Annotated in this window: 21 protein-coding genes and 1 riboswitch; of the genes, 14 read left to right on the top strand and 7 right to left on the bottom strand. The window is 60.4% G+C overall.

Going from position 1 to position 21,926, the window contains the following annotated elements:
• Positions 1-227 precede the first annotated feature (227 nt).
• From mdcA to madM, 9 genes are all read left to right on the top strand, one after another.
• Complete coding sequence (mdcA, locus tag PMI37_RS17350) at positions 228-1,898, top strand: malonate decarboxylase subunit alpha (RefSeq protein WP_008083133.1); 1,671 nt, start codon at positions 228-230, stop codon at positions 1,896-1,898.
• The gene (locus PMI37_RS17345) at positions 1,898-2,770 is read left to right on the top strand and encodes a triphosphoribosyl-dephospho-CoA synthase (protein ID WP_008083132.1); all 873 of its coding nucleotides are present in this window, start codon (positions 1,898-1,900) and stop codon (positions 2,768-2,770) included. The genes mdcA and PMI37_RS17345 overlap by 1 nt, the downstream gene beginning before the upstream one ends.
• The gene (locus PMI37_RS17340; RefSeq protein ID WP_007913697.1) at positions 2,770-3,069 is read left to right on the top strand and encodes a malonate decarboxylase subunit delta; all 300 of its coding nucleotides are present in this window, start codon (positions 2,770-2,772) and stop codon (positions 3,067-3,069) included. Before PMI37_RS17345 ends, PMI37_RS17340 begins: the two co-directional genes overlap by 1 nt.
• Entirely contained in the window at positions 3,062-3,913 is an 852-nt protein-coding gene (locus PMI37_RS17335; protein WP_008083131.1) for a biotin-independent malonate decarboxylase subunit beta, read from the top strand. The genes PMI37_RS17340 and PMI37_RS17335 overlap by 8 nt, the downstream gene beginning before the upstream one ends.
• Positions 3,910-4,695 carry a biotin-independent malonate decarboxylase subunit gamma gene (gene mdcE / locus PMI37_RS17330; protein WP_008083130.1) on the top strand — a complete coding sequence of 262 codons (786 nt, stop codon included), beginning with the start codon at positions 3,910-3,912 and terminating at the stop codon, positions 4,693-4,695. Before PMI37_RS17335 ends, mdcE begins: the two co-directional genes overlap by 4 nt.
• Positions 4,689-5,309 (top strand): malonate decarboxylase holo-ACP synthase, encoded by a 621-nt coding sequence (locus PMI37_RS17325; RefSeq protein WP_008083129.1) that lies wholly within the window; start codon positions 4,689-4,691, stop codon positions 5,307-5,309. The genes mdcE and PMI37_RS17325 overlap by 7 nt, the downstream gene beginning before the upstream one ends.
• Positions 5,306-6,226: a malonate decarboxylase subunit epsilon gene (gene mdcH, locus PMI37_RS17320; protein WP_008083128.1), complete on the top strand. Its 921-nt coding sequence runs from the start codon at positions 5,306-5,308 to the stop codon at positions 6,224-6,226. Before PMI37_RS17325 ends, mdcH begins: the two co-directional genes overlap by 4 nt.
• A 66-nt stretch (positions 6,227-6,292) precedes the next feature.
• Positions 6,293-6,709 carry a malonate transporter subunit MadL gene (gene madL, locus PMI37_RS17315; protein ID WP_008083127.1) on the top strand — a complete coding sequence of 139 codons (417 nt, stop codon included), beginning with the start codon at positions 6,293-6,295 and terminating at the stop codon, positions 6,707-6,709.
• 1 nt (position 6,710) lies between these two features.
• Positions 6,711-7,475, top strand: a complete 765-nt coding sequence (gene madM, locus PMI37_RS17310) for a malonate transporter subunit MadM (protein ID WP_008083126.1) — start codon at positions 6,711-6,713, stop codon at positions 7,473-7,475.
• A 114-nt stretch (positions 7,476-7,589) separates the two neighbouring features.
• Here the strand turns inward: madM and PMI37_RS17305 are convergent, their stop codons facing one another.
• Positions 7,590-8,510, bottom strand: coding sequence for a LysR family transcriptional regulator (locus PMI37_RS17305; protein ID WP_008083125.1), 921 nt, complete (start codon positions 8,508-8,510; stop codon positions 7,590-7,592).
• 187 nt (positions 8,511-8,697) lie between these two features.
• Between PMI37_RS17305 and trhA the strand changes: the two genes are divergently transcribed.
• Positions 8,698-9,315: a PAQR family membrane homeostasis protein TrhA gene (gene trhA / locus PMI37_RS17300; RefSeq protein ID WP_008083124.1), complete on the top strand. Its 618-nt coding sequence runs from the start codon at positions 8,698-8,700 to the stop codon at positions 9,313-9,315.
• Positions 9,316-9,426: 111 nt separating this feature from the next.
• On the opposite strand, the gene PMI37_RS17295 is transcribed toward trhA, so the two are convergent.
• Positions 9,427-10,146: a 16S rRNA (uracil(1498)-N(3))-methyltransferase gene (locus tag PMI37_RS17295; protein ID WP_008083111.1), complete on the bottom strand. Its 720-nt coding sequence runs from the start codon at positions 10,144-10,146 to the stop codon at positions 9,427-9,429.
• A gap of 209 nt (positions 10,147-10,355) precedes the next feature.
• Positions 10,356-11,762, bottom strand: coding sequence for an adenosylmethionine--8-amino-7-oxononanoate transaminase (locus PMI37_RS17290; protein ID WP_008083109.1), 1,407 nt, complete (start codon positions 11,760-11,762; stop codon positions 10,356-10,358).
• 222 nt (positions 11,763-11,984) lie between these two features.
• Here PMI37_RS17290 and PMI37_RS17285 point away from each other — a divergent pair, with 222 nt between their 5' ends.
• The 3 genes from PMI37_RS17285 to PMI37_RS17275 all read left to right on the top strand — a co-directional run bounded on the left by PMI37_RS17285 (position 11,985) and on the right by PMI37_RS17275 (position 15,260).
• Positions 11,985-13,754 carry a flavin monoamine oxidase family protein gene (locus PMI37_RS17285; RefSeq protein WP_008083107.1) on the top strand — a complete coding sequence of 590 codons (1,770 nt, stop codon included), beginning with the start codon at positions 11,985-11,987 and terminating at the stop codon, positions 13,752-13,754.
• 347 nt (positions 13,755-14,101) lie between these two features.
• Positions 14,102-14,653 (top strand): cytochrome b, encoded by a 552-nt coding sequence (locus PMI37_RS17280; protein WP_007913713.1) that lies wholly within the window; start codon positions 14,102-14,104, stop codon positions 14,651-14,653.
• 31 nt (positions 14,654-14,684) lie between these two features.
• Complete coding sequence (locus PMI37_RS17275; RefSeq protein WP_008083105.1) at positions 14,685-15,260, top strand: YceI family protein; 576 nt, start codon at positions 14,685-14,687, stop codon at positions 15,258-15,260.
• A gap of 329 nt (positions 15,261-15,589) precedes the next feature.
• Here PMI37_RS17275 and PMI37_RS17270 read toward each other — a convergent pair whose 3' ends face one another.
• The 4 genes from PMI37_RS17270 to ahcY form a co-directional block, all read right to left on the bottom strand.
• Positions 15,590-17,470 (bottom strand): DEAD/DEAH box helicase, encoded by a 1,881-nt coding sequence (locus PMI37_RS17270; RefSeq protein ID WP_008083103.1) that lies wholly within the window; start codon positions 17,468-17,470, stop codon positions 15,590-15,592.
• A gap of 222 nt (positions 17,471-17,692) precedes the next feature.
• On the bottom strand, positions 17,693-18,505 hold the full coding sequence (locus PMI37_RS17265) for a substrate-binding periplasmic protein (protein ID WP_008083101.1): 813 nt from the start codon (positions 18,503-18,505) through the stop codon (positions 17,693-17,695).
• Positions 18,506-18,698: 193 nt separating this feature from the next.
• Positions 18,699-19,544, bottom strand: a complete 846-nt coding sequence (metF, locus tag PMI37_RS17260) for a methylenetetrahydrofolate reductase [NAD(P)H] (protein ID WP_008083100.1) — start codon at positions 19,542-19,544, stop codon at positions 18,699-18,701.
• Between the two features lie 173 nt (positions 19,545-19,717).
• Positions 19,718-21,127: an adenosylhomocysteinase gene (ahcY, locus tag PMI37_RS17255; RefSeq protein WP_008083099.1), complete on the bottom strand. Its 1,410-nt coding sequence runs from the start codon at positions 21,125-21,127 to the stop codon at positions 19,718-19,720.
• 23 nt (positions 21,128-21,150) lie between these two features.
• Positions 21,151-21,250, bottom strand: a riboswitch (S-adenosyl-L-homocysteine riboswitch).
• Between the two features lie 198 nt (positions 21,251-21,448).
• On the opposite strand from ahcY, the gene PMI37_RS17250 reads away from it, so the two are divergent.
• Positions 21,449-21,856, top strand: coding sequence for an acyl-CoA thioesterase (locus tag PMI37_RS17250; RefSeq protein ID WP_008083087.1), 408 nt, complete (start codon positions 21,449-21,451; stop codon positions 21,854-21,856).
• Positions 21,857-21,926: the final 70 nt, after the last annotated feature.

Here is a 21,926-nt window from a genome sequence, read left to right as displayed (position 1 = left end):
AATTGGATATGGAATGCGTTCTCCTGTAGGAGCTGCGGCACGCTGCGATCTTTTGATGTTGATCCTGAAGATCAAAAGATCGCAGCCTCGTTTCACTCGACAGCTCCTGCTCGCGAAGGCGTCGGCGAACGTTACGCTCAGCGTAATGATTCACCACCGTGCTTGATTGATGCCCCCACCCCACGCGCCTACCTTAGCTCCACGACAGCGAACCCCGTGGAGTGAGCATGACAACAACAATTCCCCCCGACTCGCGCTGGACGCGGCGGCGCGATGAGAAGCAGCGCCGCCTCGACAAGGTGCGCGGGCTGGCCGACGGTGTGGTGTTGCCCACCGACAAGATCGTCGCCGCGCTCGAAGCGCTGATTCATCCCGGCGACCGTGTGGTACTCGAGGGCAACAACCAGAAGCAAGCGGATTTCCTTTCGCGCTCGCTGGCCAAAGCCGACCCGGAAAAGCTCCACGACCTGCACATGATCATGCCCAGCGTCGGTCGCTCCGAGCATCTCGACCTGTTCGAACGCGGCATCGCCCGCAAGCTTGATTTCTCCTTCGCCGGCACTCAGAGCCTGCGCATCAGCCAGTTGCTCGAAGACGGCTTGTTGGAAGTCGGCGCGATTCACACCTACATCGAACTCTACGCCCGGCTGGTGGTGGATCTGATCCCCAACGTCGTGCTCTCCGCCGGGTTCATGGCCGACCGCGCCGGCAACATTTACACCGGCCCGAGCACCGAAGACACCCCGGCACTGATTGAGCCGGCCGCGTTCAGCGACGGCATCGTCATCGTCCAGGTCAACCAATTGGTCGACGACGTCAGCGAACTCCCTCGCGTGGATATCCCCGCGTCATGGGTCGATTTCGTCGTGGTGGCCGACAAGCCGTTCTACATCGAACCGCTGTTCACCCGCGACCCACGCCACATCAAACCTGTGCATGTGTTGATGGCGATGATGGCGATTCGCGGGATCTACGAAAAACACAACGTGCAGTCGCTCAACCACGGCATCGGTTTCAACACCGCCGCCATCGAATTGATCCTGCCGACCTACGGCGAATCCCTCGGCCTTAAAGGCAAGATCTGCCGCAACTGGACGCTCAATCCGCACCCAACATTGATCCCGGCGATTGAGAGTGGCTGGGTCGAAAGCGTGCATTGCTTCGGCACCGAACTGGGCATGGAAAACTACATCGCCGCGCGCCCGGACGTGTTCTTCACCGGTCGCGATGGCTCGCTGCGTTCCAACCGGATGTTCTGCCAACTCGCCGGACAATACGCGGTGGATCTGTTTATCGGCGCGACGTTGCAGGTCGATGGCGATGGCCATTCCTCAACCGTCACCCGTGGCCGCCTCGCCGGTTTCGGCGGTGCGCCGAACATGGGCCATGACCCGCGCGGTCGGCGTCACGGCACCCCGGCGTGGCTGGACATGCGTCACGACGACTCGCAGCAGCCGATGCTCGAACGCGGCAAAAAACTCGTGGTGCAAATGGTCGAGACCTTCCAGGAGGGCGGCAAACCGACCTTCGTCGAAACCCTCGACGCGGTCGAAGTGGCGAAGAAAAGCGGCATGCCGCTGGCGCCGATCATGATCTACGGTGATGACGTCACCCACCTGCTCACCGAAGAAGGCATCGCCTACCTGTACAAGGCGCGCTCGCTGGAAGAGCGCCAGGCGATGATCGCCGCCGTCGCGGGTGTCACCGCCATCGGTCTGCGCCACAACCCGAAAGACACCGAACGCATGCGCCGCGAAGGCCTGATCGCCTTGCCCGAAGACCTCGGCATCCGCCGCACCGACGCCACCCGCGAATTGCTCGCGGCGAAAAGCGTGGCCGATCTGGTCGAGTGGTCCGGCGGCTTGTACAACCCGCCCGCCAAATTCAGGAGCTGGTAATGCACGCATTTAACCTGCAAGCGAAACCGCTGTCCCTGGCTGATCGATTGGCCGATCTGGCGGTGGACGCGTTGATCGACGAAGCCGATCTGTCGCCGAAACCGGCACTGGTCGACCGTCGCGGCAATGGCGCGCACACAGATTTGCACCTGGGCCTGATGCACGCTTCGGCGCTGTCGTTGTGGCCGGCGTTCAAGGAGATGGCTGAAGCGGCGGGCGCAATCGGCGAAGTTGATTCAACGTTGCGCGAAGCGATTGGCCGCATCGGTCGTGAAGGCGAGCAAGCCATGCTCACGACCACCAATGGTGTGAACACGCATCGCGGGGCGATCTGGGCCTTGGGATTATTGGTGACCGCCGCTGCGCTGGAGCCGCAATCCTCTAGTGCCAACGCAGTCTCACTGCGCGCTGCACGTTTGGCCTTGCTGGACGATCGCCACGCACCAAAACCCTTGAGCCATGGCGCGCAAGTCGCCCTGCGTTACGGCGCTCGCGGTGCTCGGGAAGAAGCACAACTCGGCTTCCCCTCGGTGCTGCAACGCGGCCTGCCACAACTCAAGCGCAGCCGCGCCAATGGCCACGGCGAACAGAACGCCCGGCTCGACGCTTTGCTCGCGATCATGACCAATCTGGCCGACACCTGCGTGCTCTACCGCGCCGGTGAAGAGGGTTTGCACGCCATGCAGTCCGGCGCGCAAGCGGTGCTCGACGCCGGTGGCAGCGCCAGCCTCAGCGGTCGCCGCCGGCTGCACGAACTGGACCAACAACTCATCGCATTGAATGCCTCGCCCGGTGGCGCCGCCGACTTGCTCGCCGCCACGCTGCTGCTCGACCGTATCGAGCGCGACGGCATCTCTCAGGGAGCGTTTTGATGGAAACCCTATCGTTTGAATTCCCCGCCGGGCAGCCGCCACGCGGTCGCGCGCTGGTCGGTTGTGTCGGCTCGGGTGATCTGGAAGTGCTGATCGAACCGGGCCTGGCCGGCAAGCTGACGATCAATGTGCAGACCTCGGTCAACGGCGCGCAATTGCGTTGGCAGCATCTGTTTGCGCGGATGTTCGACGGCACCACACCGCCAGCAATGGCCATCGATATCCACGACTTCGGCGCGACGCCGGGCGTGGTGCGCTTGCGACTGGAACAAGGTTTCGAGGAGATCGGCCATGACTGACAGCGCCGCGTTGCTCAACAAACACAGCTTCGTCGAACTCGGCGCGCGACAACGGGCCAAGGCCTTGCTCGATGCTGGCAGCTTTCGTGAGTTGCTTGATCCGTTTCAACGGGTGATGTCGCCGTGGCTTGAACGTCAGGGCGTGGTGCCGCAGGCCGATGACGGGGTGGTGATCGCCAAGGGCAGCCTCGACGGTTTGCCCGTAGTCATTGCCGCGATTGAAGGCGCGTTTCAGGGCGGCAGCCTTGGCGAAGTCGGCGGGGCGAAGATTGCCGGCGCGCTGGAACTGGCGGCTGAAGACAACCGCAAAGGCATTCCGACCCGCGCTGTGCTGCTGCTGGAAACCGGTGGCGTGCGCTTGCAGGAAGCCAATCTCGGGCTGGCGGCGATTGCTGATATTCATGCGGCGATTGTCGATTTGCAGCAGTACCAACCGGTGGTCGGTGTGGTCGCGGGCAGCGTTGGGTGTTTCGGCGGTATGTCGATTGCGGCGGCGCTGTGCAGCTATTTGCTGGTGACTCAAGAAGCACGCCTTGGTTTGAACGGCCCGCAGGTCATCGAACAGGAAGCGGGGATCGAAGAATATGACTCTCGCGACCGGCCCTTCATCTGGAGCCTGACCGGTGGCGAGCAGAGGTTTGCCAGTGGTCTGGTGGATCGTTATGTCGCCGATGACGTGGCGAAGATTCGTCAGCAGGTCGGCGAATTGCTCCAGCAGGGTTTGCCAAAGCAGCCACGTAGCCAACGCGCCGAGTGGTTTCTGCAACGCCTCGGCAATCTGAACACTGACCCGCAAATCGAACCGTCGGTGGTTCGCGATCTGTATCAAGGAGAGCGCTCATGAGCGGTTATTCGCTGCGCGGTTTGAACTGGTTCAACGCCTTGAGCGCGGGCGCTACAAGCGTTGAAGGGCTGCCGCCATCGTTGAAGGTTGCCGACGGTGAGCTGGGGCGTTTTATCGCTGTGGTTGCTGATCCGGACAATCGTTTTCCTCGCGCTCGCAACGGTGAAGTCGGCTTGCTCGAAGGCTGGGGTCTGGCCAAGGTTGTGGATGACGCGATCACGGCTGACCGCGATAAAGCGCAGAAGCGCCCGATCATCGCCATCGTCGATGTGCCGAGCCAGGCTTATGGTCGGCGCGAAGAAGCGCTCGGCATTCATCAGGCGTTGGCCGGTGCGGCGGACAGTTATGCCCGTGCGCGTCTGGCCGGGCATCAGGTGATTGCGTTGTTGGTCGGTAAAGCGATGTCCGGGGCGTTTCTCGCTCATGGCTATCAGGCCAATCGTTTGATTGCGCTGCGTGATCCGGGTGTGATGGTGCACGCGATGGGCAAGGCATCGGCGGCCCGGGTGACCTTGCGCAGTGTTGAAGAACTGGAAGCGCTGGCCGCCAGTGTGCCGCCGATGGCTTATGACATCGACAGTTATGCGAGTCTCGGATTGCTCTGGGAAACCCTGTCGGTGCAGCAGATTGAACAGCCGACGGCGGAGGATCTGGCGCGGGTGAACGAGTGCCTGAAACAAGCCATCAGCGATATCTCCAGCACTGATCTGAGCAATCGTCTCGGCGCGAAAAATCGCGCTGCTTCCAGCAAAGTGCGCGAACTGTTGAGGGCGCAGTGGTGAACACGCCTCTGGCCCACGATCTGCTCTGGGGCATGACCCCGGCTCAGTTGCCGGCGGATGCGCCGTTGTGGGCCGTCGAGTCGCTGGCCGCCGGGCAACCTGTGGTCGTGCGGCGAGCGCTGAGCGATGAAGGTTTTGTCGCGGTCGGTGTGCGCGGTGTGTTGCGCGAGCAGCGGCTGGCAGCGTTTATGGCGGTCGATTCGATTGCCTGTCGGGTCAGCCCCGAAGCGCTGTGTCACGTCGACTGCGAGCGCGATCTGCCAGTGATGCACGCGCTCAAACAACTGCGGCCGATGCTCGACGATTGCGGTTGGGTCTGGGGTGTCAGCGGCAGTGTCGGGTTTGAATTGGCCAGCGGTTTTACCGCGATGCACGCGGCCAGCGATCTCGATCTGATTCTGCGTACACCGCAACTGATCACCCGTAATCAGGCACGCAAATTCGTCGCGATTTTCGATCAAGCCGTGTGCCGGGTCGATATGCAATTGCAGACGCCGCTAGGCGCTGTGGCCCTGCGTGAGTGGGCCAGTACTTCGGCGCGCGTGCTGCTGAAAAATGCTCATCAGGCCTGTCTGGTGATTGATCCGTGGAACCCGCAGGAGCAGGCAGCGTGAGCAGCTTGTTGGTATTCCCCGGTCAGGGTGCGCAGCAGGCAGGCATGCTTCAGCGCTTGCCTCGGGAAACGCTGATCGAGGCCAGTGATGTGCTTGGTGAAGATGTTTTGCTGCTCGATTCTGCCGAAGCATTGCGAACGACTAGAGCAGTTCAACTCTGTTTGCTGATCGCCGGAGTCGCAGCTTCACGGCAATTGTTGCAGGACGGACTCACGGCGGATTACGTCGCCGGCCTGTCCATCGGCGCTTACCCGGCAGCGGTGGTTGCGGGCGCATTGAGCTTCAGCGAGGCGTTACATCTGGTCAGCCTGCGCGGTGAGTTGATGCAACAAGCTTATCCACAGGGCTACGGCATGACCGCGATTATCGGCCTGCAATTATCCACAGTCGAAGCGCTGCTGGCGCAGGTGCACAGCGAAGATTCGCCGGTGTATCTGGCCAACATCAACGCCGACAATCAGGTGGTGATTGCCGGCAGTGACGAGGCCATGCAAGCCGTGGCCGAACTGGCGCGCAGTCGTGGCGCCGGTCTGGCAAAACGTCTGGCGGTGAGTGTGCCGTCGCACTGTCCGCTGTTGGAAAAACCGGCACAAACTCTCGGCGAAGCCTTCGCCAAGGTTGAACTGAAAACCCCGAAAATCGCTTACCTGAGCGGCAGTCGCGCACGCCCTGTGACCAAAGTAGAAGCGCTGCGTGACGACCTCGCCTTCAACATGTGTCGCGTAGTGGATTGGCGCGGCACCGTGCAAAGCGCTTATGAGCGCGGCGTGCGTTTACAGATCGAACTGCCGCCCGGTGCGGTGCTGACCGGGCTGGCGCGCCGGGTGTTCGAGCAAGGCACCGTCACAGCCTTCGACAGTGCGCGCCTCGACACCCTGCAAGCGCTATTGCGTGAGGAGGGTAGCCGCCAACTCTAAACCGCCGCGACTCAAGCTTCGAACAACAAAAACAACATTCGACGATGCACTTTGAGGACTACAACAATGATTATTTACGGTGTGGCGCTGCTCGCGATCTGTACGCTGGCAGGGGTGATCATGGGTGACATGCTCGGCGCGTTGTTGGGCGTCAAATCCAATGTCGGCGGGGTCGGCATCGCCATGATCCTGCTGATCTGCGCGCGGTTGTGGATGCAGAAACGCGGCGGCATGACCAAGGATTGCGAGATGGGCGTCGGCTTTTGGGGCGCGATGTACATTCCGGTGGTGGTGGCGATGGCCGCGCAACAGAACGTCGTCACCGCGCTGCACGGCGGCACGGTCGCAGTGCTGGCGGCGATTGGTTCGGTGGTGGTCTGCGGTTTTACGATTGCCCTGATCAGCCGCACTCACAAGGGCGAGCCACTGCCTGACGAGCCGGCGGAAATCTCCCCGGTCGGCACGCCAGTAGGAGGCCGCTGATATGTGGGATCTCATCGAGAAAGGTCTGGAACACAACGGCTTGGTCACTGCCTTCGCTTTTGTCGGCGTGATCATGTGGGTGTCGATGATTCTGTCCAAACGCCTGACGTTCGGACGCATTCACGGCTCGGCGATTGCCATCGTTATTGGTCTGGTATTGGCGTGGGTCGGCGGCACCATGACCGGCGGGCAGAAAGGCCTGGCGGACCTGACGTTGTTCTCCGGCATCGGCCTGATGGGCGGGGCGATGCTGCGTGATTTTGCGATTGTGGCCACGGCGTTTGAAGTGCAGGCGACCGAGGCGAAGAAGGCCGGGTTGATTGGTGTGATTGCGCTGCTGCTGGGCACGATTCTGCCGTTCATTGTTGGCGCGTGCATGGCCTGGGCGTTCGGATATCGCGATGCGGTGAGCATGACCACTATTGGCGCGGGCGCGGTGACTTACATTGTCGGGCCAGTGACGGGCGCGGCGATTGGCGCGACGTCGGATGTGATGGCGCTGTCGATTGCCACCGGGTTGATCAAGGCGATTCTGGTGATGGTCGGCACGCCGGTCGCGGCGCGCTGGATGGGCCTGGATAACCCGCGTTCGGCGATGGTGTTTGGTGGCTTGGCCGGGACTGTCAGCGGCGTTACAGCCGGGCTGGCGGCGACGGATCGGCGGTTGGTGCCTTATGGGGCGTTGACGGCGACGTTCCATACCGGGCTGGGGTGCTTGCTGGGGCCTTCGTTGTTGTTCTTCATTGTTCGCGGGATTGTGGGCTGAGCCTCTAACTGATCGTTCCCACGCTCTGCGTGGGAATGCAGCCCGGGACGCTCTGCGTCCCAAAGCGGACGCAGAGCGTCCATTGAGGCATTCCCACGCGGAGCATGGGAACGATCATGGGGTGATCTGCCGATTCGCATACATCCGGCACTCCGCCAGCAACGCCAGCAAATTCGGATCGCGCTCCTTGGCTTTCAAAAACACCACACCGATGTGCTGCTGCAACCGGTACTTCTCCTGCAACGGAATCAGCTTCACCCGGTTCTCATACACCGCCGCAATCCGCCCCGGCAGCAACGCATAACCCACTCCCGAACTGACCATGCTCAACAGCGTGAAGATGTCATTCACCTGCATCGCCACCTTCGGCTCGAACCCCGCCTGCTTGAACACCCGCACACCGTCCTGATGGGTCGCAAAACCTTGGGTCAGGGTAATGAAGGTTTCATCGCGCACCTCAGCCAGATCCACTTCACTGCGCTGGGCAAACTTTGAATCCGCCGGAGTGGCGAGGAAGATGTCGTCGGAAAACAGCGCAATCTGCTCACAGTCCGGGTCGTTGATGCTGTCGTCCAGCGACACCAGAATCGCGTCGACTTCCATGTTTTTCAGCTTGTAGAGCAGGTCGATGTTCGAGCCGAGGATCAGGTCGATGTTGAGTTCGCTGCGACGGATCTTCAGGCCCATGATCAGTTGCGGTACGGTTTTTACCGTCAGCGAATACAGCGAGCCGAGTTTGAAGCGTTCAGCGGAGAAACCCGCGGCTTCGCGGGTCAGGCGCACGCTTTCGACCACGTCGTTGATCAGCTTCTGCGCGCGTTCTTCCAGCACGTAAGCACTTTCCAGCGGCGTCAGGTTGCGGCCTTCGTGTTTGAACAGCGGGCAGCGCAGGGCGCTTTCCAGCGAATGAATGGCGCGGTGCACGCTGACGTTGCTGGTCTGCAGCTCGGCAGCAGCACGGGCGAGGTTGCCGGTGCGCATGAAAGCGAGGAACACCTCGAGTTTTTTCAGGGTCAATTCTTCGTCGATCAGCATGGCGCGGACTCTTTTTCGAATGTGTCGATTGTGCCTTGAAGATCAAAAGATCGCAGCCTTCGGCAGCTCCTACATTGGCATGCGTTGGAAGGTAGGAGCTGCCGAAGGCCGCGATCTTTTGATTGCGCTTTTACCCTCAAGGCCCGAGCCTTGCGCGCTGCGGTAATGAATATGAGGTAAGCAATACATGTATCACGGAGAACGATTGAACGCCTGGACCCATCTGGTCGGGGCAGTGGCGGCTTTTGTCGGCGGCGTCTGGATGTTGGTGATCGCCTGCCTCGACGGCAGCCCGTGGAAGATTGTCAGTGTGGCGATTTACGCGTTTACCTTGCTGGTGCTCTACAGCGCCTCCACCGTGTACCACAGCGTGCGCGGGCGCAAGAAAGCGATCATGAAGAAGGTCGATCACTTTTCGATCTACCTGTTGATTGCCGGCAGCTATACACCGTTCTGCCTGGTGACCCTGCGTGGGCCGTGGGGCTGGACGTTATTCGGGATTGTCTGGGGGCTGGCGCTGATCGGCATTTTGCAAGAGATCAAACCGCGCTCGGAGGCGCGGATTCTGTCGATCGTGATTTACGCGGTGATGGGCTGGATTGTGTTGGTGGCGGTGAAGCCTTTGATTGCGGCGCTGGGCACGACCGGGTTTGCCTGGCTGGCGTCGGGCGGGATTTTGTACACGGTGGGGATTATCTTTTTTGCCCTTGATCACCGGTTGCGGCATGCGCATGGGATTTGGCATTTGTTTGTGATCGCGGGGAGCTTGCTGCACTTTGTCGCGATTCTGTTTTATGTCCTGTAGCCCGAGGCGCGGCCAATCGCTGGCAAGCCAGCTCCCACAGGGTTTAGCGTTGTTCACGGATGTTGTGGCCAACAAGGATCCTGTGGGAGCTGGCTTGCCAGCGATGAGACCCTAGAAATCACCCCAAAGCTGTTGGGCCACAGCCAGAGCGACCACTGGCGCAGTCTCGGTGCGCAACACCCGCGGGCCAAGGCGGGCGGCGTGGAAGCCGTTGCCTTTGGCCTGCTCGACTTCGGCGTCCGTCAAACCACCTTCCGGCCCGATCAGGAAGGCCAAAGTTGCCGGTTTGGCATGACTCACCAACGGCTCCGCCACCGGGTGCAGCACCAGCTTCAACTCGGCTTCAGTCTGCTTGATCCAGTCCGCCAACAACACCGGCGGATGAATCACCGGCACCCGCGAACGACCGCATTGTTCGCACGCACTGATCGCTACCTGACGCCAGTGCAGCAGGCGTTTGTCGGCGCGTTCGTCTTTAAGGCGGACTTCGCAGCGGTCACTGAAGATCGGCGTGATCTCATTCACGCCCAGTTCGGTGGCTTTCTGAATTGCCCAATCCATCCGCTCGCCTCGGGACAAGCCCTGGCCGAGGTGGATGTGCAGCGGTGATTCAACCTGACCGGCGAATTGCTCGTCGAGCTGCACGGTCACGCGTTTCTTGCCGACTTCCAGCAGGGTGCCGCGAAATTCATGGCCGGAACCGTCGAACAGCTGCACCGCATCGCCCTCGGCCATGCGCAGCACGCGGCTGATGTAATGCGCCTGGGCCTCCGGCAGTTCGTGTTCGCCGGTGCTCAGCGGGGCGTCGATAAAGAAGCGGGACAGTCTCATTTCGGGTCTCTAAAAAATTGGCGCGTAGTCACTGTGATGAAGAGCTTCTGTGGCGAGGGGATTTATCCCCGTTGGGTGGCGAAGCCGCCCCAAAATCTGCTCACGCGGTGACTCAGGAGTACCGCGTGTGCTGATTTCACGACTGCTGCGCAGCCGAACGGGGATAAATCCCCTCGCCACAGGGTTCTTTTCAAACCTTTGGATAGCAATCAACCCGGATCGCGGAAGCCGGGGTGGAAGTCTTTTGGCACGGCGACGCTGACGCTGTCACGCGTGGCAATGTCGATGCCTTCGCTGGCGACTTCGGCGAGGAAGTCGATCTGCTCCGGGGTGATCACGTACGGCGGCAGGAAATACACCACGCTGCCCAGCGGACGCAGCAACGCGCCACGCTCCAGCGCATGCTGGAACACTTTCAAGCCGCGCCGCTCCTGCCAAGGGTAGGCCTCTTTGGTGGCCTTATCCTTGACCATCTCGATGGCCAGCACCATGCCGGTCTGGCGCACTTCCGACACGTTCGGGTGATCGACCAGATGCGCCGTCGCCGAGGCCATGCGCTGGGCCAGGGCCTTGTTGTTCTCGATGACGTTGTCGTGCTCGAAGATATCCAGCGTCGCCAGTGCCGCCGCGCACGCCAGCGGGTTGCCGGTGTAGCTGTGCGAATGGAGGAAGGCGCGCAAGGTCGGATAGTCGTCGTAGAACGCGCTGTAGACCTCATCAGTGGTCAGGCACGCCGCCAACGGCAGATAGCCGCCGGTCAGGGCTTTCGACAGGCAGAGGAAGTCCGGACGAATGCCGGCCTGTTCACAGGCAAACATCGTCCCGGTGCGACCGAAGCCGACGGCGATTTCGTCGAGGATCAGGTGCACGCCGTAGCGATCGCAGGATTCACGCAGCAACTTGAGGTACACCGGGTGATACATGCGCATGCCGCCGGCGCCCTGAATCAACGGCTCGACGATCACTGCCGCGACGCTGTCATGATTCTCTGCCAAGGTCTGTTCCATGGCCGCAAACATGTTGCGCGAATGTTCTTCCCAGCTCATGCCTTCGGGGCGCCCGTAGCAATCCGGGCTCGGCACCTTGATGGTGTCCATCAGCAGCGCTTTGTAAGTCTCGGTGAACAGCGGCACGTCGCCGACCGCCATCGCCGCCATGGTTTCGCCGTGGTAGCTGTTGGTCAGGGTGACGAAGCGTTTCTTGTTCGGTTGGCCGCGATTGAGCCAATAGTGAAAGCTCATTTTCAGCGCGACTTCGATGCAGGACGAACCGTTATCGGCGTAGAACACCCGGTTCAGGCCTTCCGGCGTCATCTTCACCAGACGCTCGGACAGCTCGATCACCGGTTGATGGCTGAAACCGGCCAGAATCACGTGCTCCAGCTGATCGACCTGATCCTTGATGCGCTGGTTGATCCGCGGGTTGGCGTGGCCGAACACGTTGACCCACCACGAGCTGACCGCGTCGAGGTAGCGCTTGCCTTCGAAGTCTTCGAGCCAGACGCCTTCGCCGCGCTTGATCGGGATCAGCGGCAGCTGTTCGTGGTCTTTCATCTGGGTGCAGGGATGCCACAACACCGCGAGGTCGCGTTGCATCCACTGGTTATTCAGGCCCATTTACAGTCTCCTCGAGGCGGCTCGCGTCAGGCGCGGGCAAACAATCGCGCAAGCCTATGCAATGCGTCGCGCGGGAACAACCCATTGTGTCGATTGAGCTACTTTGTATGAGCCGATAGACGTCGCTGGCGGCGTTTTGATGGCTAACGTATTCTTCGCGGTTCTTTGGGTCGTCTGACCCGCACAACTGCTTTTTTCTGTGGTATTTCCGGAGTTCGCTGAATGTCTGTCGGTTGGCTGCGCGCCTGTGCGCTGGTGATGTTGGGGCTGTTCAGCGTTACGGCGCTGGCCAAGGATAAAACCGCAATCGTGATCGGTGGTGGCCTGTCGGGCCTGACCGCTGCCTACGAACTGCAAAACAAGGGCTGGCAGGTCACGCTGCTGGAAGCCAAACCGAGCCTGGGCGGTCGCTCGGGCATGGCCACCAGCGAGTGGATCGGCAACGACAAGACCCAGCCGGTGCTGAACAAGTACGTGTCGACATTCAAGCTCGGCACCACGCCGGCACCTGAGTTCGTGCGGACCCCGGGCTACCTGATCGACGGCGAGTATTTCTCCGCCGCTGATCTGGCGACCAAGCAACCGGCCACCGCCGACGCCTTGAAGCGCTACCAGAAAACCCTCGACGATCTGGCACGCTCGATCGACGACCCGCAGAACCCGGCGGCGACCAACACCCTGCACGCACTGGATCAGATCACCGTATCGAGCTGGCTCGACAAGCAGAACCTGCCGGCCACCGCGCGTCAGCTGATCAACCAGGACATCCGCACTCACTACGACGAGCCGTCGCGTCTGTCGCTGCTGTACTTCGCTCAGCAGAACCGCGTGTATCGCGGCATCTCCGACCGTGACCTGCGCGCATCGCGACTGGTCGGCGGCAGCCAGGTGCTGGCGCAAGCGTTCGTCAAACAGATCAAAACCATCAAGACCAACTCGCCAGTGTCGGCGATCACTCAGGACAAGGACGGCGTGACCGTCAAGGTCGGCAGCGTTGGCTATCAGGCTGACTACGTGGTGTTGGCCGTGCCATTGCGTGCACTGAACAAAATTGCGCTGACGCCGGCACTGGATGCTCAGCATCTGGCGGCGATCAAAGGCACCAACTACGGTTGGCGCGACCAGATCATGCTGAAGTTCAAGACGCCGGTGTGGGAAAGCAAGGCGCGCATGTCCGGCGAGATCTACAGCAACACCGGTCTCGGCATGCTCTGGATCGAGCCTGCGCTGAAGGGTGGCGCCAACGTGGTGATCAACCTGTCCGGCGACAACGCTCGTGTCATGCAGGCGTTCGGCGACAAGCAGATGGTCGATCAGGTACTGATCCGTTTGCACGCGTTTTATCCACAGGCCCGTGGCTCGTTCACCGGTTATGAAATCCGTCGCTACAGCACTGACCCGTCGATGGGCGGCGCTTACCTGGCTTACGGCCCGGGCCAGATCAGCAAGTTCTGGCGTCTGTGGGAACGTCCGCTGCAACGCGTGACGTTCGCTGGCGAACACACCGACACCTTGTACCCGGGCACCCTAGAAGGCGCATTGCGCACCGGTCAGCGTGCGGCCGGTCAGGTTGAAGACTTGGCGGCGGGCAAATCGTTCGAGCCAGCTAAAGTGGTTCCGACTGCAGCAGCGGCAGGCGCGGCGGGTGCCGTGGCGGCGAAGAAGGGCAACTTCTTCAGCAACCTGTTCGGCGGTTCGGATGACGAGAAGAAGCCTGAGCCAGTGAAGGCGCCAGAGCCGGCACCTGCTCCGGTCGCTCCAGCACCTGCGCCGACCCCGGCACCTGCGCCAGCTCCGGTGGAACCGCCAAAACCTGCGGCACCAGTGAAAGCTGCACCGGCGAAGAAAGCGGCGGCCAAGCCTGCGGCGAAGAAGCCAGCGGCTAAAACCGAAGCGAAAAAGCCTGCGGCAAAACCGGCAGCGAAGAAGGCTGAACCGGCGAAGAAGCCAGCGGCCAAGCCTGCGGCAACGACCGAGACCAAGGCGCAGTAAGCCTTGCGGTGAATGAAGAAGCGCGGCGTTTATGCCGCGCTTTTTTTTGCCTGTGAGGGCCCCATCGCTGGCAAGCCAGCTCCCAAAGGTTTCTGAGGTGAACGCAGGATTTGTGAACGCCACCGACCACTGTGGGAGCGGGCTTGCCCGCGATGAGGCCTGTCCAGACAGCGCATCATCAGGATCTGCCACCTAACATCCCGCCATACTTTTCCCTTTAATCTTTCCTTAACAAGCCACTTACAGACTCTTGATCGTATTTCTCGATATTTCAAAGCGAAATTTTCCGCTTTAATTCGATAGATAACTCGCTAGTCTTGGTTCGCAGTTCTCACAGGATTTGGGCAATGCAGCTACGTAACTCTTCTTCGCGCTATGGTTGGGTCAGCATCTTCATGCACTGGGGCGTGGCGCTGGTGGTCTTCGGGCTGTTCGCGCTGGGCTTGTGGATGGTCGGGCTGGATTACTACAGCAGCTGGCGCAAAGAGGCGCCGGATCTGCACAAGAGTATTGGCCTGGTGTTGCTGGCCGTGATGGTGTTGCGGGTGCTGTGGCGCTTTATCAGCCCACCACCGCCGACGCTGCAGAGCTACAGCCGGATGACCCGCATCGGCGCCAAGTTCGGCCACGGGTTTCTGTATCTGGCGCTGTTCGCTGTGATGCTTGCCGGTTACCTGATTTCCACCGCAGACGGTGTCGGGATCCCGGTGTTTGGCCTGTTTGAAGTTCCTGCACTGGTTTCCGGACTACCGGATCAGGCAGATACCGCCGGGGTGATTCATCTCTGGCTGGCGTGGGCGCTGGTAATTTTTTCCGGTCTCCATGCGTTGGCAGCATTGAAGCACCACTTTATCGATCGTGATGCGACCCTGACGCGAATGCTCGGTCGCAAAGCCTGAAATTCAACCTCGACTCAAAGGAAAAGAAAGCATGTTGAAAAAGACTCTGGCCGCTCTGGCAATCGGTTCTGCACTGCTCTCGGCCCAGGCCATGGCAGCGGACTACAAAATCGACAAGGAAGGTCAGCACGCCTTCGTTGACTGGAAAATCAGCCACCTGGGTTACAGCTTCATCCACGGTACTTTCAAAGATTTCGACGGTACCTTCTCGTGGGATTCGGCCAAGCCTGAAGCCAGCAAGATCGCTGTAGACGTGAAAACCGCCAGCCTGTGGTCGAACCACGCTGAGCGTGACAAGCACATCGCCAGCAAAGACTTTCTCGACGTGGGCAAGTTTGCTGACGCCAAGTTCGTTTCCACCGCCGTTAAATCGACCGGCGAAAAGACGGCTGACGTGACCGGCGACCTGACTCTGCACGGCGTGACCAAGCCTGTGACCTTCAAGGCTACGTTCAACGGCGAAGGCAAGGATCCATGGGGCGGCGAGCGTGCTGGCTTCAACGCCAAGACCACCCTGAACCTGAACGATTTCGGGATCAAAGGCCCAGGTCCTACCTCGCAAACTGCGGATCTGGACATCTCGCTGGAAGGCGTGAAAGTTAAGTAACTTTCCCCCGCCACACAAAAACGCCCCCGGTTGAAAGGCCGGGGGCGTTTTTTATTGCCCGTCACAACACTAATCCTGTGGGGTCGGGCTTTTTGTGGTGAGGGGATTTATCCCCGATGGGTCGCGCAGCGGCCCCAAAATCTAACAACGCGGTGCATCTGACGGACCGCGTTCGCTTGATCTGCGACTGCTTCGCAGCCGATCGGGGATAAATCCCCTCGCCACAGGGGTGGTGTACACAGGGGGATTGTGTGAATCAGGATAATGGCGGAGGGATAAAAAATGCCCCGGCTCTTGCGAGGCGGGGCATTTTTCATTGCAGCGTTAACTCAGCGATTGCGGGTCAGCAGTGCTGGTTTTTCGCCACGTGGGCGGCTTGGCAGTTGATCGAGCTGCTCAGGCGTCGGGAAGCGGTCGGCTTTCGATTCCTTGTGCATGATCTTCGGGCCAGTGCTGCGCGGGTTTTGTACGGCCGGTTCGCTGCGTGGCTGATCGTCACGGGCTGGACGACGGTTGCGCGAGGACGAAGCGTCATCGCGACGCGCCGGCTGACCATCACGCGGTGCGCCGTTGCGCGGGCCGCTGCGTTTGGCTGGCGGGGTGCCGGTGCTCGAACCGTTGCTGTTGCGCGGACCGTTCTGGCGACCTTGCGACTGACCGCCGCGTGGTGCGCCCGAACCTGCGCCAGCACCTTGAGCCGGTGCGCCTGGACGACGGCCGCGACCGCCAGCCGGGGCAGGCTTGGGCACGTAGTCAACGCGGTTACCGAAGTTATCCACATCGTCGTCGAGGAACTCGTCCGGTGCACGATCAGCCGCCGCACGTGGCGGCTGGCTTGGGCGCTGTTCACGGGCCGGAGTGCCTTCGCGCGGTTTCTGCTGACGGGCAGGGCGCTCGCCACGTTCACCGGCCGGCTTCTCTTTGCCCTTGTCTTTGCCTTTGTCTTTACGACCGCCGCCACCGCCGCCGCCATTCGGCCCGTCGCCGCGTGGGCCACGTGGATTGCGCGGGTTACGCACGTCCGGACGCTCACGCACTTCCGGCTTCTCGGCTTCAATGGTGCTCGAATCGAAGCCCATCAGGTCGCCGTCGGCGATTTTCTGCTTGGTCATGCGTTCGATGCTTTTCAGCAGTTTTTCTTCGTCCGGCGCGACCAGCGAAATCGCCTCGCCCGAACGACCGGCACGGCCAGTACGGCCGATACGGTGAACGTAATCTTCATCGACGTTCGGCAGTTCGAAGTTGACCACGTGTGGTAACTGATCGATGTCCAGACCGCGTGCGGCGATGTCGGTGGCAACCAGAATGCGTACCTGGTTGGCCTTGAAGTCGGCCAGCGCTTTGGTGCGCGCGTTCTGGCTCTTGTTACCGTGGATCGCCACAGCCGGCAGGCCGTGTTTGTCCAGGTACTCGGCCAGACGGTTGGCGCCGTGCTTGGTGCGAGTGAACACCAGCACCTGTTCCCACGCGCCGGCGGTGATCAGGTGCGCCAGCAGCGCACGCTTGTGGCTGGCCGGCAGACGGAAGACGCGTTGTTCGATGCGCTCGACCGTGGTGTTCGGCGGCGTCACTTCGATGCGTTCCGGGTTGTGCAGCAGCTTGCCGGCGAGGTCGGTGATGTCCTTGGAGAACGTCGCCGAGAACAGCAGGTTCTGACGCTTGGACGGCAGGCGCGCGAGGACTTTCTTCACGTCGTGCACGAAGCCCATGTCGAGCATGCGGTCGGCTTCGTCGAGGACGAGGATTTCCACGTGGGACAGGTCAACGCTGCCCTGGCCGCACAGGTCAAGCAAACGACCCGGGCAGGCAACGAGCACGTCAACACCGCGGGACATGGCCTGAACCTGTGGGTTCATGCCGACGCCGCCGAAGATGCAGGCGCTGACGAATTTCAGGTCACGGGCGTAGATCTTGAAGCTCTCGTGTACCTGGGCCGCGAGTTCGCGGGTCGGGGTCAGGACCAGTACGCGCGGTTGGCGCGGGCCATGACGCTGGGATTTGTCCGGGTGACCGTTGGGGAACAACCGCTCCAGGATCGGAAGGGCGAAACCGCCGGTTTTACCGGTACCTGTCTGAGCCGCCACCATCAGGTCGCGACCTTGCAACACGGCGGGAATGGCCCGCTGTTGCACCGGAGTAGGCTCGGTATAGCCCGCATCTTCGATGGCGCGGACTAAAGCCTCGGAGAGACCGAGGGAAGCAAAGGACATGAGTAATCCTGTTTTAGTTAGGGCTTGGCCCAATGGGAGTCTTGCCTGGCGCGAATCACGTTTAAGAGGACGCAATCCCGTCCGGTCCTGCTGCGGTTCCGAAGGCACGTCTGGAGCGCTCGCGCGGGCTGGGAGGCTGCGCTGTAGCGGGTCGAGAGGCCTGTTACGGTTCCGGGCGTCCGGGCGTGAGCCTGGCGGGAACGCCGGAGTATAACAGAGCAATCACTGCGCGCTGCTTTCCTGCTGCTCAACGGTTTTACTGCTAGCCGAGGCATTGCCCAACGGCGTGACCTCGGACGGGGCGGCGCCGTAGCGTGTGCTCAGCTCCGCATACGCCGGTTCACGCTTGAAACGTTTGAGTTCGGCACCGAAACGCTGCACCAGCAAATCCATGCCGGCATTGCGCCGAACTGCCAAAAACTGGCTCTGACGACTAATAACGGTCGGATTTTCACTGATCTGATCGCGAATATTCAATTCATCGAGCAAGTGCTGACCAACGCGGCGATCGGTGATCAACAAGTCGATGCGACCGCGCACCAGTTTGCCGAAGTTGGCTTCGTGGGTCGGCGCCGGCTCCCGAGTAAACAGCGTCGAATTGCTGAAGTCGGGGCTGTACAGATAACCCGGTGAGGTGCCGATGGTCAGGCCCTTGAGTTGTTCGAGTTTGCTGAACGGATGCGGCCGGGCGTTGGCGTAGAACATCACGAACTCGACGTCCGACAGCGGTTCGCTCGGGTAGAGCAGGGTGGCATCGCGCTCGTCGCTGTGAAAGATATCCAGCGCGCCATCAGCCTGACCGGTCTCCAGCATCGACAGGCAACGCTTCCACGGGAGGAATTGCCATTCCACTTCGATACCCAGACGTTTAAAGACGATGGCCGTGGTTTCGTAGTCGAGACCGAGGTTCTTGCCGTTCTCGTCATAGACGTAAGGCGCCCACGGCTCGGTGACAATACGCAACTTCTCGCCCCGAGCGGCGAAGCTCAGGCAAGCAAAAACCAGCACGGCGAATAACTGCGTGATCAAAGGCATGGCTTGAGATTACGACGAGAAACGCGAAAGAGCCAGAAAGTGCCGGCACAAGCTCTGTTTCGGGGCTTTAAAAGCAAAAGATCGCAGCCTTCGGCAGCTCCTACACGGGATACGAAATCTCAATGTAGGAGCTGCCGAAGGCTGCGATCTTTTGATCTTGCTTGTCGCTTTCAGCTTGAAGCTTGCAGCTGCTTCAACGCGGCAACTTCAGGTTATTCCAGATCGCCAGGCTAGGCTCAGCCTGGTTCATGGAATAGAAGTGCAGCCCCGGCGCGCCGCCCTGCAACAGGCGCTCGCACATCTCGCTGACGACTTGCTCACCAAAGCGCTGAATGCTTTGCGTGTCATCGCCGTAGGCTTCCAGTTGCTTGCGAATCCAGCGCGGGATTTCCGCACCGCAGGCATCGGAGAAGCGCGCGAGTTTGCTGTAGTTGGTGATCGGCATGATCCCCGGCACGATGGGCAGATCGACACCCTGCGCCTGCAAACGCTCGACGAAGTAGAAGTAGCTGTCGGCGTTGAAGAAGTACTGGGTGATCGCGCTGTCGGCACCGGCCTTGGCCTTGCGGATGAAGTTGGCCAGATCGTCTTCGTAGTTGCGCGCTTGCGGATGCATCTCCGGGTAAGCAGCCACTTCGATGTGGAAATGATCGCCGGTTTCTTCACGAATGAATTCCACCAGTTCATTGGCGTGACGCAGCTCACCGCTGGTCATGCCCATGCCGGACGGCAGGTCACCGCGCAGGGCAACGATGCGCTTGATGCCGGCAGCCTTGTACTCGTTCAGCAGGCCGCGCAGGTCGTCCTTGCTGTCGCCGACGCACGACAGGTGCGGTGCGGCCGGTACTTTGACTTCGCTTTCCAGTTGCAGAACGGTGTTGAGGGTGCGATCACGGGTCGAACCACCAGCGCCATAGGTGCAGGAAAAGAAATCGGGGTTGTAAGTGGCCAGCTGACGGGCAGTGGCGAGCAGTTTTTCATGCCCAGCATCGGTCTTGGTGGGGAAGAACTCGAAGCTGTAGCGACGGTCTTGGGACATGGTCATACCCTTGGAAACACGTAAGCCGGACGCTGCACCCCGTAGGAGCTGCCGCAGGCTGCGATCTTTGCAGATCAACAGATCGCAGCCTGCGGCAGCTCCTACACATAGCGGTCAGCAGCGCCAGTCAGGCAACGCGGTGCGCCAGGCACACCGCGTCGACGCTCAGCCAATCAGTAGCGGTAAGCGTGCGGCTTGAACGGGCCTTCGACGGTGACGCCGATGTAGTCAGCCTGTTGCTTGGTCAGTTGAGTGACTACGCCGCCGAAGCCGCGAACCATTTCCAGGGCCACTTCTTCGTCGAGTTTCTTCGGCAGTACTTCAACGGTCAGACGCTCGGCTTTCTGGGCTGGCGACAGGTCGGCGTACTTCTGGCCGAACAGGAAGATCTGCGCCAGAACCTGGTTGGCGAACGAACCGTCCATGATGCGGCTTGGGTGACCAGTGGCGTTGCCCAGGTTAACCAGACGGCCTTCGGCCAGCAGGATCAGGTAGTCATCGTTCTGAGCGTCGAAAGCGCCAGCGCCGGTACGGTGGATCTTGTGTACCTGAGGCTTCACTTCTTCCCATGCCCAGTTCTTGCGCATGAAAGCGGTGTCGATTTCGTTGTCGAAGTGACCGATGTTGCAGACCACAGCGCGCTTCTTCAGGGCTTTGAGCATGTTCGCGTCGCAAACATTGACGTTACCGGTGGTGGTCACGATCAGGTCGATCTTGCCCAGCAGCGCTTTGTCGATGCTGGCTTCGGAACCGTCGTTGATACCGTCGATGAACGGCGAAACCAGTTCGAAACCGTCCATGCACGCTTGCATGGCGCAGATCGGGTCAACTTCGGAAACCTTGACGATCATGCCTTCCTGACGCAGGGACTGAGCCGAGCCCTTGCCCACGTCACCGTAACCGATGACCAGCGCTTGCTTGCCGGACAGCAGGTGGTCGGTACCACGCTTGATCGCATCGTTCAGGCTGTGACGGCAGCCGTACTTGTTGTCGTTCTTGGACTTGGTCACCGAGTCGTTGACGTTGATGGCCGGGATTTTCAGCTCGCCTTTGGCCAGCATGTCCAGCAGGCGGTGTACGCCGGTGGTGGTTTCTTCGGTCACGCCGTGAACGCGATCCAGTACTTGTGGGTACTTGTCGTGCAGCAGTTGAGTCAGATCGCCGCCGTCGTCGAGGATCATGTTGGCGTCCCATGGCTGGCCATCCTTCAGGATGGTCTGCTCCAGGCACCACTCGTACTCTTCTTCAGTCTCGCCTTTCCAGGCGAAAACCGGGATGCCGGCAGCAGCGATAGCGGCAGCAGCCTGATCCTGAGTCGAGAAAATGTTGCACGACGACCAGCGTACTTCGGCACCCAGGGCAACCAGGGTTTCGATCAGCACGGCAGTCTGAATGGTCATGTGGATGCAGCCGAGGATCTTGGCGCCTTTCAACGGCTGTTCGCCGGAGTACTTGCGACGCAGACCCATCAGAGCCGGCATTTCCGATTCGGCGATGATGGTTTCGCGACGGCCCCAGGCAGCCAGGGACATGTCGGCAACTTTGTAATCGTTAAAATCTGCAGGCGTGATAACAGCGCTCATGAAGAGCCTCCATTCGTAATGTATGCGAATGGGCGCCGTTGTGCGTTTAGTGTCCAGCCTAAGGCCGGTCAACGCCCCATCCGAGCCTGACAGGTTGAACCTGCTGCAGCGCCCCTCGGACAGGTGGCGGGAAAACGGTATCAATTGAAGATGACCGTTTTGAAACGGGGGCGATTATAGCCGTCTAGACTGATCTTCCAAAGGGTTTCTGTCGGCCAGATGAAGATCGTTAATGACGACCATAGTCGAAGCCGCATGGAGCCTGACCGCTCAGTCTGCCAAGATACCGTCCATCGTTCGGCAAGACACTCAGGAGTGAAGATGAATTTCCACACCCGCAAATGGGTAAAACCCGAAGACCTCAACCCCAACGGCACCTTGTTCGGTGGCAGCCTGCTGCGCTGGATCGACGAAGAAGCGGCGATTTACGCCATCGTGCAACTGGGCAATCAGCGCGTGGTGACCAAGTACATTTCCGAAATCAACTTTGTCAGCGCCTCGCGCCAGGGCGACATCATCGAACTGGGCATCACCGCCACCGAGTTCGGCCGCACCTCGATTACCCTGACGTGCGAAGTGCGCAACAAGATCACTCGCAAGAGCATTCTGACCGTCGAGAAAATGGTGTTTGTGAACCTCGGTGAAGACGGCCTGCCAGCGCCACACGACCGCACTGAAATCAAATACGTCAAAGACCAGTTCCAGGAAGATGAATTAGTCACCAAATAACGCGACCCCTGTAGGAGCTGCCGCAGGCTGCGATCTTTTGACTTTGTTTTTTTGTAAAGCAAGATCAAAA

Origin of the sequence: Pseudomonas sp. GM80 (assembly GCF_000282515.1) — a bacterium.
Taxonomy (GTDB): domain Bacteria; phylum Pseudomonadota; class Gammaproteobacteria; order Pseudomonadales; family Pseudomonadaceae; genus Aquipseudomonas.
This window is presented reverse-complemented; position numbering and strand designations above follow the sequence as displayed.